The following is a 17,960-nucleotide window of genomic DNA, read 5'->3' as shown; positions in this document are numbered from 1 at the left end:
TTATGGTTACACGTTTATTTCCCTACATCAGGTCATGGTTATTACTGTGTCTTGTACTGCTAGTGCCTTTCGGTAAGGCATTAGCTCAAAATGGTCTGCAAGTTCTAGGACTCCAGGTACCGATCGGGAGTTCACCCAGCAGCTTTACACAAAACTTCGATGCCCTGAATGCAGGCATCACGGTAAACCTGGCCGGGTTAGTTGGCAATGTAGACGGTATCTACAGTAACCGTACACTGATTGTGGCCTCAACAGGGTCACCGGATCTGGTTAGTGGTATTTTACCGACCGGGGGGGGGTACAGTTTTGGTACAACCAGCGAACGGGCTCTGGGCTCTAACTCCAACCTCCTTAACTCAGCAGTTGGTCTAATCCCGATTCGTTACGGGGCTATGATTCAAAATAACACTGGCCTTCCGATCACCTCATTTACAATCACGTACACAGGTGAACAATGGTATCGGGACGGTGACGGAGCGGCACAGACGTTGTTTTTTGAGTATGTACCTCTTGGAACAGTAGGGTCCGGACTTCTGGGCTCTCTGTTAAATTCGACCTTCCTGCTCGCAGGTGGTATCGGTGAAGCAATCAGTCTGGGTGGTATCACCTATAATCCCGTTTCTGTTTCTGCCTTAAACTTTGTCAGCCCGAACTTTTCGGGTGGTGCAACCACGCTGGACGGCAACGCTGCCGGAAACCGGACAACAAAAACAGCAACCATTAACGTCAATATTCCTGCGGGTGGATATATTTTGCTTCGCTGGACAGACCCTGATGATCCGGATGCGCTTCTTGATTTAACAGGCACCGACCACAGCCTGGCCGTTGACAACCTGATTGTATCAGCAACTACCTTAAACTCATCACCAACAGTTACAGGAGTCATTCCCAGTCAGTCGGTGGCCATTGGTAGTTCGGTCAATATACCGACCTCAGGCGCGTTCACGGAACCCGACGGCCAGACACTGGCGTATGCCGCCACCGGTTTACCGACTGGACTAACCATCAGCACAACGTCGGGGGCTATTACCGGCACTCCGTCCGTAACCGGCGTTTATCCGATTACAGTCAGTGTATCTGACCCGCAGGGGCTTTCTACATCTACGACGTTTTCGCTGACGGTAAATCCGCCATCAACGAATGTAACTACCAGCGGGCCGACCTGTGCCGGTCAAAACCTCACCTTATCCGGATTATTACCGGTCGGTTTGCCGGCTGGTGCTATGGTTGTCCTGAAAGGCCCGAACAACTTCAGCGTGGTAGTCGGCGGCACCGGGATTGTCAGCATTCCGACGGGCACCGGTGGCTTACCCTCAGGGAACTATAACCTGACGCTGGTAGCCTCGGCCTCTCTTCCGCTTGTTGGTACGGTCGAACTGCTGAATTTACCGGTTCCGGTATCTATTCTGCCATTACCGGCACTGCCAACCGGTCTGGCCTCACAAACGGCGGCGGTTGGCTCACTGCTAAGCCTGACAGGCGTTTGCGAAGCTGGTAGTGTCCTGAACTACGCCACCTCAACCGGTCTGAGCGGTAGTTCCCTGGCGGGCATCATTCCGATCAGCACGGTTTCGTCGGGTATCCAGACGGTGACCGCGCTTTGCGTTAACGTTACAAGCGGTTGCGTCAGTCCGTCGCAGTTACTGAACATCAACGTCCTCAATCTGATCGGCGATGCGATTAATGCGCTGCCGACAAATCCGGTCTGTTTAGGTCAACCACTGAATCTGAGCTTATTGGGAACGGGCTTATTGGCTGATTTGACATCATCGCTATTAAGCCTCTCGATCGCCGGGCCAAACGGATTTCTGGTTACAACCAGCTCACCGGGCTCCGTGCTGTCCCTTACCGGCCTACCGGCAGGTACATATAGTCTGACGATTACGGGCGCTTTGGTACCAATTCTTGGTTCTCCTATTATCGTTCCGCCAATTCAGGTACCGGTAACAGTCATCAGCCTGGCACCGGTTACCGGCCTGCTGGCCTCCAACACGGTGGTACAGAACGGTATGCTGACCCTGATCGGCAGTTGCCCGACCGGTATTCTGAGCTATAGCTCGGCAAGCGGATCGGGAACGGCTCTCAGCGGAATCGGCATTCCGATTCCGACTGGTACAACAGGCATTCAGTCACTGACGGTGGTCTGTCTTGACCCGAATGGCTGTCTCAGCGTGCCAACGGTAGCAAACATCAATGTACTGGCACCTGTGCTGAATGTAGTACAGGGTGCATTGGCCTGCGTGGGGCAGACAACATCGCTGACACTGCTGCCAACCAACTTCCTGCTTAACGATCCACTGGTGAACGTTTCCATCACTGGTCCGGCAGGAGTAACTGTTGGTGCGTTAGGATCGAATGGTGTCGTATCTATCGGTGGTCTGAGTACAACAGCAACCTCACTGACAGTGAGCGTCAGCATTGCCGGAACGCCGCTGATCAACCTGCCGGTATCAGTATCGGCACTGCCATTGCCGGCCTTGCCGAATTTGCCGGCAACGCTGACGACACTGGCCGGTGCTCCGCTGTCGCTCTCGGGCCTCTGTCCGACAGGCGTACTGGGCACGCTGTCGAACCTGACGCAGGGCATTATTCCAATTAATACAGCTACACCAGGTGTACAAAGCCTGAGCATTATCTGTAACAATGGCGGCTGTATCAGCCCGACGCAGGTGCTGAGTCTGTCGATCCTGAATCCGGTGCTGAACGTAGTACAGGGGGCACTGGCCTGCGTAGGTCAGGCAACTTCCCTGACACTGCTGCCAACCAACTTTGGTCTGACTGATCCTCTGATTGGTATCGGCATCACTGGCCCGGCCGGCGTAACAGTCGGTGCACTGGGTTCAAACGGTGTGGTTTCGATTGGTGGCCTGAGCACAACGGCCACCACCCTGACGGTTAGCCTGAGCGTTGCCGGAACGCAGATCCTGAGTCTGCCGGTATCCGTATCCGCCCTGCCGCTACCAGGTGTACCATTGCTCCCGGTAAGTCAGACGGTGCTGGCGGGTGTGCCGTTATCACTTTCAGGGCTTTGTTCAATTGGCAGTATACTGACACCACTAAACAACCTGACAGCGCTGAGCGGTATCATCCCGGTCAATACAACAATAGCGGGTGTACAAACCCTCAGCCTGGTGTGTAACAATGGCGGCTGTATCAGCCCGACGCAGGTGCTGAGTCTGTCGATCCTGAATCCGGTGCTGAACGTAGTACAGGGGGCACTGGCCTGCGTAGGTCAGGCAACTTCCCTGACACTGCTGCCAACCAACTTCGGCCTGACCGATCCGCTGATTGGTATCGGCATCACTGGCCCGGCCGGCGTAACAGTCGGTGCACTGGGTTCAAACGGTGTGGTTTCGATTGGTGGCCTGAGCACAACGGCCACCACCCTGACGGTTAGCCTGAGCGTTGCCGGAACGCAGATCCTGAGCCTGCCGGTATCCGTATCGGCCCTGCCGCTGCCTGCTCTGCCGAACCTGCCGACGACACTGACCACACTCATGGGCAGCACACTGTCGCTCTCGGGTCTGTGCCCGACCGGCATACTTGGTACACTGTCAAACCTGACGCAAGGCATCATTCCGATCAATACGACAACGGCGGGTGTACAAACGCTGAGTCTTGTCTGTAGCAACGGCGGTTGTATCAGCCCGACGCAGATTCTGAACCTCAGTGTAATCGGCGGCAGTCTGATTCCGGGCGCCATCTCACCGATCTGTCTGGGTCAGGTACTGAACCTGCCACTGACGGGCAGCGGCTCGCTGAGCGATCTGACCAGCAATCTGGTTAGCCTGTCGGTAAGCGGTCCGGTTAACCTGACGACAACCGTTCTGGGCCCGGGTCTGATCCGGATCAGTGGCTTAACGGCGGGTACAAGTAACCTGACCATCACGCCGTCAGTATCCAACATTCCGCTGGCGCCGATAACGGTTCCGGTCAATGTCATCAGCCTTTCGGCCGTTACCGGCTTATTACCAACGCAGTCGGTTATACAAAACACAACCCTGACACTGACGGGCACCTGCCCTACCGGTGGTATTCTGAGCTACACAAATTCAGGAGGCAGCTCCGGAACAGCGTTGAGTGGCACGGGTATTCCGGTTGTGACTAATATTCTGGGCGGACAGTCTTACACAGTAGTCTGTACGGATGCCAACGGCTGTATCAGCCCGGCAACGGTAGCAAACCTGTCGGTTGTGTCGCCGCTGCTGAACGTTCTGCAAGGGCCGCTGGTATGCGTGGGCCAGCCGGTTTCGCTAACACTGCTGCCAACTAACTTCCTGCTGACCGATCCGCTTGTTAACGTAGCCATCACCGGTCCGACCGGCGTAACAGCCTCGGCAGTCGGTTCAAACGGTGTTGTTACCTTATCCGGTTTATCATCCGCAACGACGACCCTGGCGGTCAGCGTAAGCGTAGCCGGTATTCAGGTACTGAACCAGCCGTTAACGGTTAACTCCCTGCCACTGCCGGCCGCACCAAACCTGCCGGCAACGCTGACAGCACTCACAGGCAGTACACTGTCACTGTCGGGTCTGTGTCCGACCGGTACGCTGGGTACACTGCTGCAACCATTGCAGGGTATTATCAATGTACCGACAACGGCAACCGGCATTCAGAGCCTGACCCTGACCTGTACAGGAGCTAACGGCTGTATCAGCCCGACATCTATCGTCAACCTGTCGGTCGTTTCGCCGTTACTGAATACACTGACGAACTCGCCAATCTGTTTAGGCTCACCACTGGCGCTGACACTGGTTCCGCTGAACTTCGGCCTCAACGATGGTGTGGTCAGTCTATCCGTAACAGGCCCGGTCAACTCCACAGTGTCGGCTATTGGCCCGAACGGCGTGGTCAGCATCGGCGGACTACCTGCGGGAACCTCAACCATTACGGTAACCGCCCGCATCGCCGGCATCCCTGTCAATACGATTACGATTCCGGTTTCTGTGCTGAGTACACCGGCACCAAGCGTAACGACGGTTTCCGGTCAAACCGCTTATGCAGGTGGCCAGACAGCCGTATCGGTAACGGTCAACTCGGGTAACGTGCTCTTCCAGGGCTCCTGTCAGAGCGGCGTGCTGAGCTATACCGGTTCTGTAGGCGGTGCGGTTAACACAGGCGCACAGACCTCATTCATTACGGTTCCGGCTACCACAACCGGTGTCTTTACCTACACTGCGATCTGCGTAAACGGCGCCTGTATCAGTACGGGTACCGTTGTCAGCGTAAGCGTCGTGAATGCGACACCAACCAACCAGTCACCAACGCTGGTAGGCGGCGGTATTCCGTCCCCACAATCAGCAACGGTGAATATTGGTTTCAGCTTACCGGCTGCGAATTACTTCACGGATCCGAACGGCGATCCGCTCACGTATGCGGCGTCTGGTTTACCGGCCGGTCTGAGCATTACGCCGGGCACGGGTGTGATCAGCGGCGTACCATCGGTATCGGGTACATTCCCGGTTTCAGTAACCGCCAACGATGGTAAAGGAGGAACGGTATCATCATCGTTTATTCTGAACGTAGCACCGGCAGCGGTAGTTAACCAGCCTCCTTTCCTGTCAAGTGCGCTGCCAACGCCGCAATCGGCAACGGTGGGTGTGGCATTCAGCACGACAACGGCCGGTGCCTTCACGGACCCGAACGGCGATCCGCTCAGCTTTACGGCTACAGGGCTGCCGACCGGTCTGGTGATTAACCCGACAACGGGTGTGATCAGCGGCGTACCGGCAGTGTCCGGCACAACCGGTGTAATCGTAACGGTCAGTGACGGCAAAGGTGGTACTGCACAGGGCTTCTTTATCCTGAATGTTGCACCGGCGCCGGTAAACAACACACCGCCAACATTGGTCGGCGGCGGTATTCCGTCTCCGCAGTCAGCGACCGTTGGTGTGGCGTTCAGCACCACCACAGCCGGTGCGTTCTTCGATGCAAACGGCGATCCGCTTAGTTTTACAGCAACCGGTTTACCGGCTGGTCTGGGCATCAATCCGGCTACCGGTGTAATCAGCGGTGTACCGACAACATCTGGTCTGGCTGGTGTTTCGGTAACTGCCAGCGACGGTAAAGGCGGCTCTGTCACGTCAACATTTATTCTGAACGTATTCCCGGCGCCTGCGGGTAACCTGCCACCGAATATAGTCGGCGGCGGTATTCCGACACCGCAGTCAGCAACGGTTGGTTTTGCCTACAGCACAACTACCGCCGGTGCGTTCTCCGATCCGAACGGCGATCCGCTCAGCTTTACAGCAACAGGCTTACCGACCGGCGTCACCATCAATCCGACAACCGGATTCATCAGTGGTGTACCATCCGTATCGGGTACATTCGGTATTGTTGTTACGGCTAACGACGGCAAAGGCGGTATCGCGCAGGCAGTTTATGTTCTGAACGTAGCGCCGGCACCGACGACAAACACCCCGCCGACGCTGGCGGGCAATATTCCGTCGCCGCAATCAGCAACGGTTGGCGTGGCCTTCAGTACCACCACAGCCGGTGCATTCTTCGATCCGAACGGTGATCCGCTCACCTTCTCGTTAAACGGTCAGCCAGGTGGTCTGAGCATTGATCCGGTCTCGGGTGTGATCAGCGGTGTACCATCGGTTTCGGGTAACTTCCCGATCACGGTGACCGCCAACGACGGCAAAGGCGGTACCGCACAGGCTATCTTTGTCCTGAACGTTTCGCCGGCTCCGGCCGTCAACCTGCCACCGGTATTGCTGGCTAACCTGCCATCGCCGCAATCGGCAACGGTGGGTGTGGCCTTCAGTACCACCACAGCCGGTGCGTTCTCTGACCCGAACGGTGATCCGCTCACCTTCTCGGCCAGCAACCTGCCGAATGGCCTGACCATGGGTCTGAATAACGGTATCATCAGCGGTACGCCATCCGTATCGGGTACATTCGGCGTTATCGTCACGGCCAGTGACGGACGCGGTGGTTCCGTACAGGCAGCTCTCGTGATCAACGTGGTACCGGCAGCCGTAACCAACCTGCCGCCAAGCATCGTCGGCAACGGTATTCCGTCGCCGCAGTCAGCCACGGTAGGTGTAGCGTTCAGCACGACAACAGCGGGTGCGTTCACCGATCCGAACGGCGATCCGCTCACCTTTGCAGCCAGTGGCCTGCCTGCCGGTTTAGCTATTTCACCAACCAACGGTGTGATCAGCGGTATTCCGTCGGTATCAGGCACGTTCCCGGTTTCGGTTTCAGCCAGCGATGGCAAAGGCGGTACGGCGCAGTCGTTCTTTATCCTGAACGTTTCGCCGGCTCCGGCCATCAACCTGCCGCCAGTTATTGTGGGTAATGGTATTCCATCACCGCAATCAGCCACGGTAACCATTGCGTTCAGCACGACAACAGCGGGTGCGTTCTCCGATCCGAACGGTGATCCGCTCAGCTTTACGGCAACAGGCTTACCGACCGGTCTGGCCATCAGCCCGGGCACAGGTCTGATCAGCGGTGTACCATCCGTTTCAGGCAGCTTCGGTATTGTCGTGACAGCCAGCGACGGAAGAGGTGGCACGGCTCAGTCAGCCTTCGTACTGAATGTGGTACCGCTGCCGGCAACAAACCTGCCGCCAAGCGTGATTGCTTCACTGCCATCACCACAGTCAGGTACGGTCAATGTAGCGTTCAGCACCACCACAGCCGGAGCATTCTCCGATCCGAACGGTGATCCGCTGACCTTCTCAACAACCGGTCTGCCATCGGGTCTGGCCATCAACCCGACAACGGGTGTGATCAGTGGTGTACCAACCCAGTCCGGCTCATTCGGCGTCACGGTATTTGCCAATGACGGTAAGGGAGGTACGGCTTCAGCACCGTTTACGCTGAACATTTCGCCGGCGCCGGCCATTAACCTGCCGCCGCTTGCCGGTGTTATCCCGTCACCACAGTCAACAACGGTCGGTGTGGTCTTCAGCACGACAACGGCCGGTGCGTTCTTCGATCCGAACGGCGATGCGCTGACGTTCTCTACGAGTGGTCTGCCAACCGGTTTATCGATTAATCCGGCAACGGGTCTGATCAGCGGTATCGCTTCACAATCCGGTGTATTTGGTATCGTCGTAACCGCCAACGACAACCGCGGCGGCAGTGCTCAGGCGTTCTTCTTCCTGAATGTGGCACCGGCGCCGACCGTAAATGTACCACCGGCTCTGGTGGGCAATGGTCTGCCATCACCACAGTCAGCCACGGTAGGCGTAGCGTTCAGCACGACAACCGCCGGTGCGTTCTCCGATGCAAACGGCGATCCGCTCACCTTCTCGGTTGCCGGTTTACCGGCCGGTCTGAACATCACGCCGTCAACGGGTGTGATCAGCGGTGTTCCATCGGTGTCGGGTACCTTCCCGGTTTCGGTAACAGCCAACGATGGTAAAGGCGGTTTTGCTTCTTCAGTATTTATTCTGAATGTATCCCCTGCTGCAGTGGTCAACCAGCCGCCGACAATTGTTGGCAACGGGCTGCCATCGCCGCAATCAGCAACGGTGGGCATCGCATTCAGTACAACAACGGCCGGTGCCTTCACCGATCCGAACGGTGACCCGCTCACCTTCTCGGCACAAGGGCTGCCAACAGGGCTGAGCATCATTCCGTCAACGGGTGTGATCAGCGGCGTACCTTCGGTTACCGGAAGCTTTGGTGTTATCGTAACGGCCAATGACGGCAAGGGAGGCACAGCACAGGCAGCCTTTATCCTGAACGTAGTGCCGGCGCCGGTGGTCAATCAGCCGCCGACACTGGTTGGCAACGGTATCCCGTCGCCGCAATCGGCTACGGTGAACGTTGCCTTCAGCACGACGACGGCCGGTGCCTTCACCGATCCGAACGGTGATCCGCTGACCTTCTCGGCACAAGGGCTGCCAAACGGCCTGAGCATTATCCCGTCGACCGGGGTAATTACCGGCGTTCCATCCGCTTCGGGCACCTTCGGTGTTACGGTCATTGCCAATGACGGCAAAGGTGGTTCTGCTTCGTCGACGTTCATTCTGAATGTCTTCCCGGCTCAGGGACCTAACCTGCCGCCGGTCATTGTCGGCAACGGGCTGCCATCGCCGCAATCGGCAACGGTGGGTCTGGCCTTCAGTACGACCACAGCCGGTGCATTCTCTGATCCGAACGGCGATCCGCTGACCTTCTCGGCACAAGGGCTGCCAAACGGCCTGAGTATTAACCCGACAACCGGTCAGATCACAGGTGTACCAACGACAGCCGGCAATTACGGCATTATCGTAACGGCGGGCGATGGTAAGGGAGGCACTGCTCAGGCAGCCTTCATCCTGAACGTGGTACCGGCGGCAACCGTAAACCTGCCACCGGTCATCGTTGGCAACGGTCTGCCTTCGCCGCAATCAGCAACGGTCGGTGTAGCATTCAGCACCACAACGGCCGGTGCGTTCTCCGATCCGAACGGTGATCCGCTGTCGTTCTCGGCAACCGGTCTGCCAACGGGTCTGGTCATCATTCCGTCAACCGGTCTGATTACCGGCGTACCATCGGTATCGGGTACGTATGCGATCACTGTTTTTGCCAGCGATGGCAGAGGCGGTTCGGCTTCGTCTATCTTTATCCTGATGGTTTACCCGGCTCCGACCGTGAACCTGCCACCGGTAATTGTCGGCAACGGCATCCCGTCGCCACAATCGGCCACGGTAGGGGTAGCGTTCAGTACCACAACGGCCGGTGCGTTCTCCGATCCGAACGGCGATCCGCTCAGCTATACAGTTGCCGGCTTACCAACCGGTCTGGCGATTAACCCGGGCACAGGCCTGATCAGCGGTGTACCATCGGTATCAGGTATCTTCGGTGTAATCGTAACGGCCAACGACGGCAAGGGTGGCATCGCTTCGGCACCGTTCATCCTGAACGTAGTGCCGGCAGCAGCGCTTAACCAGCCACCGGTTCTGGTTGGCAACGGTATCCCGTCACCGCAATCGGCGACGGTCAACGTAGCGTTCAGTACGACTACTGCCGGTGCCTTCACCGATCCGAACGGCGATCCGCTGACCTTCGCGGCAGGTGGTCTGCCAAACGGTCTGAGCATTAACCCGAATACAGGGGTAATCAGCGGGGCACCATCCGTATCGGGTACCTTCCCGGTATCGGTAACGGCCAATGACGGTAAAGGAGGCACGGCAACATCCGTGTTCATCCTGAACGTAGCACCGGCACCGGTTATCAGCGGGCCGCTGGGTGTTACCGTTGCTGCCTACAACTGTATAACGGGCGCCATTACATTCGGCCGTATCGGCGGCGATCCAAGCCGTCAGGTTGAGTACCTGGCGCTTAACGCTACTGCCTGGACCACGTCGCCGTTCGCCACGATCGGTGCCGATATCCGCAACGATCCGACGATGACGAGCATTGTGGTGTTTGCCCGCTATGTGGGTGATGCCAGCAGTGTGGTAACGACTACGTTCAACTTCCGCGCATTCTGCGGTAGTCAGGGCAACAGCGCTCCTGTCTATAACGGCTCACTGGCAAACCAGGTGGGTACGGTAGGCACACCGTTTACGTATACATTCCCGGCCAATGCCTTTACCGATCCGGAAGGTCAGACCCTGACATTCACGGCGGTTGGCCTGCCACCGGGTCTGACGTTAACCGGCCGTACGATCAGCGGTACACCGCAGCTGCAGGGTGCTTACGCCGTAACCATCCTGGCGCAGGATCCGCAGGGAGCTTCGACTACCGGCTCATTTACCATCACGGTTAATCCGGCACCGGTTGTCGGCACACCGCTGGGCGTGACCGTTGTCAGCTACAACTGCCAGACCGGCGCGATTGTCTTTAACCGCACCGGCGGTGATCCATCCCGTACGGTTGAATACTTTGCGATCGGTGTCCGCCTGAACAACGCTGCACCATATAGCACGAATCCGAACGGTACTATCGAAGCCGAACTGCGCAACGATCAGAACCAGTCGACGATTACGGTTATGGCGCGTTACGTGAACGATCCGACCTCAACGGTGACCTTTGTGTATAACTTCCGTACGCCTTGTGCCGGTCAGACACCGAATCAGGCGCCGGTTTACAACGGTGGTCTGCAGAATCTGGTGGGTATCGTAGGCGTTCCGTTCAGCTATACGCTGCCGAAGACGCTGTTCAGCGATCCGGAAAATGAAGCCATCACGCTGGGTGCCGGCGGTCTGCCACCGGGAATCATCCTCCTGAATGGTGTGATTTCAGGTACGCCGCTTACGGCAGGGGTTTACGAACCGGTTTACATCTTTGGTTTCGACCCGCAGCGTCTGTTTGCGACCGGTACTTTCCGCTTCACGGTAAATCAGCCGACAGCGGGTAACCAGCCGCCAATCGTTACCGGATCAATCCCGAATCAGACGGCTACGGTAGGTGTTTTCTACACGTACACGATTCCGTCTACTGTGTTCCGTGATCCGGAAAATCAGGCGCTGACGTACCGAATCTCCGGTGCACCGCGCCGGTTAGATGTAAACGGTAACGTCATCAGTGGCTTCCCGCTGATCAACGGTGTGTATCCGATTACGGTAACGGCCTTCGATCCGCAGGGTGGTTCGGCCAGTGTCACCTACCAGCTCACGGTATTACCGAACCCTGGTTGCGGCAGTGATCCGGCTACGCTCGGTCAGCAGCTTGACTTACTGCAACCGGATTACAACTGCCAGACAGGGGTAATCAAGTTCAATACACGGGGTGGTAACGGCTCGCCGATCACGTTTGCGGCTATCGGTATTACGGTGCCGACCAACGACTGTTATGATCAGATGGATGAAGAAGTATCGGTTGACGTGCGGAACGACAAGCCAAACGTACAGCCGTTCATTATCCGGGCGATTCAGAGCGGGGTTGTGGTACAGTATTCATTCGATGCCCGCGCGTATTGCCGCGGCCGTGCCCGTGAAGCTACCGGTGTTACGCCATCGCTCGATGTAACGGTGCTGGGTAACCCGACCAACAGCGACGCGGTTGAGGTAATCATCCGTGGTGCCGAAGGCGAACCGCTGCGCCTGCGTGTGGCCGATCCGACCGGAAACGCCATCAGCGAACAACACGTTGATCAGGCCGGTGCTGCCGAACGCGTACGCGTACCGCTCAGCCGCGCTGCCGGAGTTTATCTGTTGCAGGTAAGCTCACCAACCCGCACAAAAGTAGTTAAGGTTGTCCGCCAGTAACCGGCGTCCGACACAAGGATAGTCTAACGGCAAACGCTCTCCCGTCAGTTACGGGAGAGCGTTTTTTTTATTCTTTATCTCTAGATTTCAATAGCTTTGCCCTACCCAACATATGTCGTGCTGACAACTTTCTTATCAGACTATGAAGACCGGATTGTTCTACTACTCTTACCTGATTTTACTTTTGCTGAGTCTCCCACTTACCGCTCAAGTATACACAAGGCGTATTACGACCGGGAATGACTTCAATAAAGCCGGGGCAACCGGCGTAACCAGGCTTGTACCGGGACGTACCCTTAAAGCAGTTGACACCCGTGCTCTGCTTCAGGAGGATGCTCAACGGACCAAACTCGGTCTCCCCGAGCGCATGGGCGTCGACATTGACGTCCAGGCTGATTTTATGCAGATTGCCGAAAGAACCGTTGACAATGACCGGCAGATTTCGCGCTTCCGGTTCGACGTCCCGACAGCTCAGGGACTCAGTGTTTTGTTTGATACGTTAGCCCTTACCGGCGACGCCCGGCTTTTCATCTATAATGCCGATCAGACGGTACTGATCGGCCCCGTTACAGACAAGCAGAACGGACGAAACTACTGGTCAGACCTTGTACCCGGCGAAAGCCTGATCATAGAACTACAAGAGCCGCTTGCCGTTGCCGGGGAGAGTACAGTTCAGATAGCTAAACTCATTCAGTTTTACCGGTATGTGTCAAAATTCGGGTACAATACCTCCAGTAGCTGTGAGATTAACACGGCCTGTTATAGCGGTTATCAACACGAAGCCGATGGGGTGGCAATGATGCTGACGTACTACAGCCCATACACCTATGCCTGCACGGGGTCTATGCTTAATAACACGCAGCAAAACTTCCGGTCGTTTCTACTGACTGCCTTTCACTGCTTTGATTTCTCAGGCGACGGCGCCCTGCAAACGGCAGAACGAAATGCCGCCGCCTCTACGCAGATCCGTTTTCACTGGGAAAGCCCGACCTGCTCCCCCACCTCCGCCGACAATGTTTATCTGACGCTGACCGGCAGCACCTTGCAGGCAGCCTACGTTACTTCCGACTTTACGCTGCTTGAACTCAATCAGCAAGTCCCCCCATCCGAAAACATTACCTATCTGGGCTGGGACCGAACCAACAGCAACTTCAGTTCCGTATTTGGTATTCACCACCCTAGTGCAGACATTAAGAAGATTTCTTTCAGCAATTCGGCGACTTCGTTTATCGGCACTGTCATGACCACAGGCGGGAACTATTACACCGCTCCCGGCTCTACACACCTGAACGTGACCTGGAATGCCAGCCCCAATACACTTGGCGTTACGGAAGGTGGCTCGTCCGGTTCTGCGCTGTTTAATCCCGACCGGCGGGTCGTCGGGCAGTTGCACGGCGGCGGCTCCTACTGCACCTCGCCAACGTCACCAGACCAATACGGCCGCTTGTATACGTCATGGACGGGCGGCGGCAGTGCAGCCACCCGCCTCAGCGACTGGCTAAACCCAACAGGTAGCACGGCCACCACCACCAACAGCGTAAAGAGTCAGGTTTCAGGGCCGGTCACCTTTGTGTCAGCCGCCACATTTTCATTTAACGCCGGCAGCAGCGCCATTACCTCCTGGGTAGTGACCGGAGGCAACGGCATGATCTCGCCGGTCAGCGGCTCCGGTAACGTCGCCAGCCTCACCGCTACGGGGTCGGTCAGCGGAGCGACCATCACCTTTTCGATCAATGCCGGCCAGAGTTATCCGATCAGCTTTGCGAAAAGCTTCAATGCCGATGCCGGGGAGAACTTCCCGCCGTCAGCCGCCAGCATTCCCGCTCAGTCGGCTACCGTCGGTACGCCGTTTTCCTACACGGTACCTGCCTTCACCGATCCGGAAGGCTTACCACTGACCTACAGCGCAACGGGATTACCCAACGGACTGTCCTTTAACCCGGCCACCCGCGTAATCAACGGCACACCCACCACATCAGGGACATTTGTCGCGAGCATTACCGGCACCGACCAGGGGAGCCTGGCGGCCTCCGTTGCCTTTTTATTTACGGTAAACTGCCCCGTAACCAGCATCAGCGCCGGTTCGGTGGCGGTTTGTCAGGGTCAGTCGGTCAACCTGACCGCTACCGGCGCGGCTTCATATCTGTGGTCAACCGGCGCCAATACAGCAAACATCAACACCACCCCCGCCCAGACCACTACCTATTCGGTCACCGGCACCACCAATAGCTGTATATCAGTGGCCACCGTCACGATTCAGGTCCAGGCCTTACCATCCGTGTCCATTACTGCCGGTGCTACCACGATCTGTCAGGGCCAGCTGGTTAACCTGACCGCCAGCGGTGCGGCGTCGTATCTGTGGTCAACGGGTGCCAATACCGCCGCGATCAACCCTGCCCCCGTTCAGACGACTACCTATTCGGTCACCGGCACGCTGAATGGCTGCTCGGCAACGGCCAGCCGGACTATCTTTGTGCAGGCCCGACCGACGGTCTCGGTCAATCCGGGCACACAACTTATCTGTCAGGGACAGGCAGTTAGCCTGACCGCTACCGGCGCGGCTTCGTATCTATGGTCAACGGGTGCCAATACCGCAAGCATTAATCTCGCCCCCGCCCAGACCACCACCTATTCGGTCACCGGTACCACCAACGGCTGTTCGTCGGTCACCACCGTGACCGTTTCGGTGCAGGCCCTGCCTTCGTTAGCCATCAACGCCGGGGCCACCAGCCTCTGTCAGGGGCAATCCGCTTTACTGACCGCCACGGGCGCGGCTTCGTATCTGTGGTCAACCGGCGCCAATACAGCAAGTATTAACACCGCCCCCGCCCAGACCACCACCTATTCGGTCACCGGTACCACCAACGGTTGTTCGTCGGTCACCACCGTGACCGTTTCGGTCCAGGCCCGACCGTCGTTAGCCATCAACGCCGGGGCCACCAGCCTCTGTCAGGGGCAGGCGGTTAGCCTGACCGCCACGGGCGCGGCTTCGTATCTGTGGTCAACGGGGGCCAATACCGCAAGCATTAACACCGCCCCCGCCCAGACCACCACCTATTCGGTCACCGGCACCACCAATAGCTGTATATCAGTGGCCACCGTCACGATTCAGGTCCAGGCCTTACCATCCGTGTCCATTACTGCCGGTGCTACCACGATCTGTCAGGGCCAGCTGGTTAACCTGACCGCTACCGGCGCGGCTTCGTATCTGTGGTCAACCGGCGCCAATACAGCAAACATCAACACCACCCCCGCCCAAACGACCACCTATTCGGTCACCGGCACCACCAACGGTTGTTCGTCGGTCACCACCGTGATTGTTTCGGTGCAGGCCCTGCCTTCGTTAGCCATCAACGCCGGTGCTACCAGCCTCTGTCAGGGCCAGGCGGTTAGCCTGACCGCTACCGGCGCGGCTTCGTATCTGTGGTCAACCGGCGCCAATACAGCAAGTATTAACACCGCCCCCGCCCAGACGACCACCTATTCGGTCACCGGCATCACCAACGGCTGTTCGGCGATCCGATCTGTTTCTGTACTGGTTGACGATGTCCCTGTGCCATCGGCCGCGATTGCCCCCCGCCCTTGTGAAGGTCAGCCAGTCTCCATCACACTAAGCGGAGGCTATACCTACATCTGGAGCACCGGCGACCGTGGTCCGGTTTTAACCGTTACCCCAAGCGTCAGCAGTGTCTATTCGGCGACCGTGTTATCCAGATATGGTTGCTCCAGCCAGATGACTATTCCGGCCGGACTCGTTAAGCCTAACCCGATCCTAAGCCTAACGTCCGGCAGTTCTTCTGTTTGTCAGGGCAAGAGTATTTCCCTCAGCGCGGCCGGTGCCACCAGTTACGTATGGTCTACCGGTGAAACAAGGGCGGGTATACAGCCGAGCCCGACACAAACCACCACGTACTCCGTCACCGGTACAACCGATGGCTGTTCCTCAACAACGGCCGTAACGGTTATGGTACAGGCGTTGCCTTCTCTGTCAGTCAACGTCAGTTCATTAACCATTTGCCGGGGCCAGTCAGTCAGCCTGACCGCCAGCGGAGCGGATTCGTACGAATGGTCGACCGGTGAACGCAGCGCACGTCTCCAATCCACACCGCTACAAACGACCACGTACTCCGTCACGGGTACTACGAACGGCTGTTCGGCTACGGCATCCGCTTCGGTTTTTGTAGACGCAATACCATTGCCAACGGCCATAGTGGGCCCAATACCCTGCGAAGGCTACCCTTTATCTATCAGCGTAACCGGCGGTTATACCTACATCTGGAGCAATGGCGACCGTGGTTCTGTGTTAACGGTAATGCCAACCGTAAACAGCCATTATTCCGTAACGGTGGTATCACAATATGGCTGTACGAGCCAGATGGATTTTCCGGGCAGGCTTGCCCGGCCAAATCCAACCGTCAGCATAACGCCAGATAATTTTTCTGCCTGTTCCGGCCAATCCGTCTCGCTGACCGCCACCGGGGCGGATGCCTACATCTGGTCGACCGGTGAGGCAAAGGCGACTATTCAGACCGCGCCCACCCAAACGGCAACCTATTCTGTTACGGGTACGACCAACGGTTGCTCCTCGGCAACGACGGTTACGATAGCCGTTCAGCCATGCCCGCTGTCGTTGTCGGCAATGGTTACCAACTGTCAGACAGGCGAATTATCGCTGCAGTTCATGGCGACGGGCGGCAGCGGAACGCCTTACGAGTACGCCGGCCTAGGCGTAACCCCGTGGACAACCCGGGCGGGTATCTTTACCATCCCGGTTTTCAGCGATACGGCTCCTCTTGAGCTATGGGTACGCAATGCCGGTATCCCGGGAAACATTGTCCGGTACACACTACCCATACCGGCCTGTGCCCGTCCGTTGCCGCCTACGGTTACGCCGCCCCCGTCGGAAACAAGTAATCAGCCGCTCCGGATTACCGGCGCTACTATCAACTGTGATAGCCGGATCATTACCATAGCAACATCCGGCGGAAACAGTACCCCGACCTATCAGCGCATTCTGCTGGTAACCAGTTTTCAGCCGACCGCTCAGCCGCTTGTTCTCGACTACGACGTTTTTGTCGAACGAGGGCCGGTACAACTCCAGATGCAGCAAGGCGGGATAAACTCCACCGTATTTACCTTTGATTATAGCAGCCAGTGCCAGTCGGTTACGACCACGCAGCCGGTTACCCAAACGGTCGTTATTCCACAACAAGCCTGCGCCAGTCCGGTAGCGACGCTCGGACAACCGCTTACGCTGTCGGCCACACTGACTTGCGGAGGGGGCGGCGGGATGCTGTCGTTTTTACCACGGGGCGGTCAGTTACAGGCGAATACCGTATTTGAGTTTATGAGTCCGGGCATCACCGGCTGGACCACCAACTGCACCGTCAGTACCGGTGAGACTGATGCGGTACTGATTACGTTTGTCCGCCAGCGCAACCTGATAACCAATGATATACTGGCACAGACTGCCTACACCCTAACTAACCCGTGTGCTGCCGGTGCAGGCCGGACGGGCCTTGAAGATCCGGAATTCTCCGTATCCATTTTAGGTAATCCAACTACCGATCGTCAGGTAACCGTTGCTATTTCAGGGAAAACAGCGCAACCGCTCCTGCTAACCGTTACTGATTTACAGGGGCGGATTATCAGTAACCGCCAGCTCGATACAACGCCCTGGCCAATATCCTGCCAACTCGACCTCGGCACGCCGGCGGGTGTCTATCTGCTGATCGTCAGAAGTATACAAAAACAGAAAACGTTTAGCATTATAAAACAGTAATTCGAGCGACTGCACGCATT

2 protein-coding genes are annotated in these 17,960 nt (G+C 57.1%); both read left to right on the top strand.

The window, feature by feature from the left end; all coding sequences use genetic code 11:
* Window positions 1–2: 2 nt before the first annotated feature.
* On the top strand, window positions 3–12,158 hold the full coding sequence (locus tag AC23NW_RS03730) for a putative Ig domain-containing protein (RefSeq protein WP_487447805.1): 12,156 nt from the start codon (window positions 3–5) through the stop codon (window positions 12,156–12,158).
* Window positions 12,159–12,300: 142 nt separating this feature from the next.
* Window positions 12,301–17,940 carry a T9SS type A sorting domain-containing protein gene (locus AC23NW_RS03725; RefSeq protein ID WP_487447804.1) on the top strand — a complete coding sequence of 1,880 codons (5,640 nt, stop codon included), beginning with the start codon at window positions 12,301–12,303 and terminating at the stop codon, window positions 17,938–17,940.
* Window positions 17,941–17,960: the final 20 nt, after the last annotated feature.

This window comes from Arsenicibacter sp. R0_47 (assembly GCF_057652235.1).
The sequence above is the reverse complement of the archived record's forward strand: the minus strand, read 5'-3'. Positions and strand labels throughout refer to the sequence as shown.

What these genes read in the sequence shown, in the direction of transcription:
- AC23NW_RS03730 (WP_487447805.1), top strand. Translation starts at nt 3, where the DNA reads ATGGTTACACGTTTATTTCCCTACATCAGGTCATGGTTATTACTGTGT.
- AC23NW_RS03725 (WP_487447804.1), top strand. Translation starts at nt 12,301, where the DNA reads ATGAAGACCGGATTGTTCTACTACTCTTACCTGATTTTACTTTTGCTG.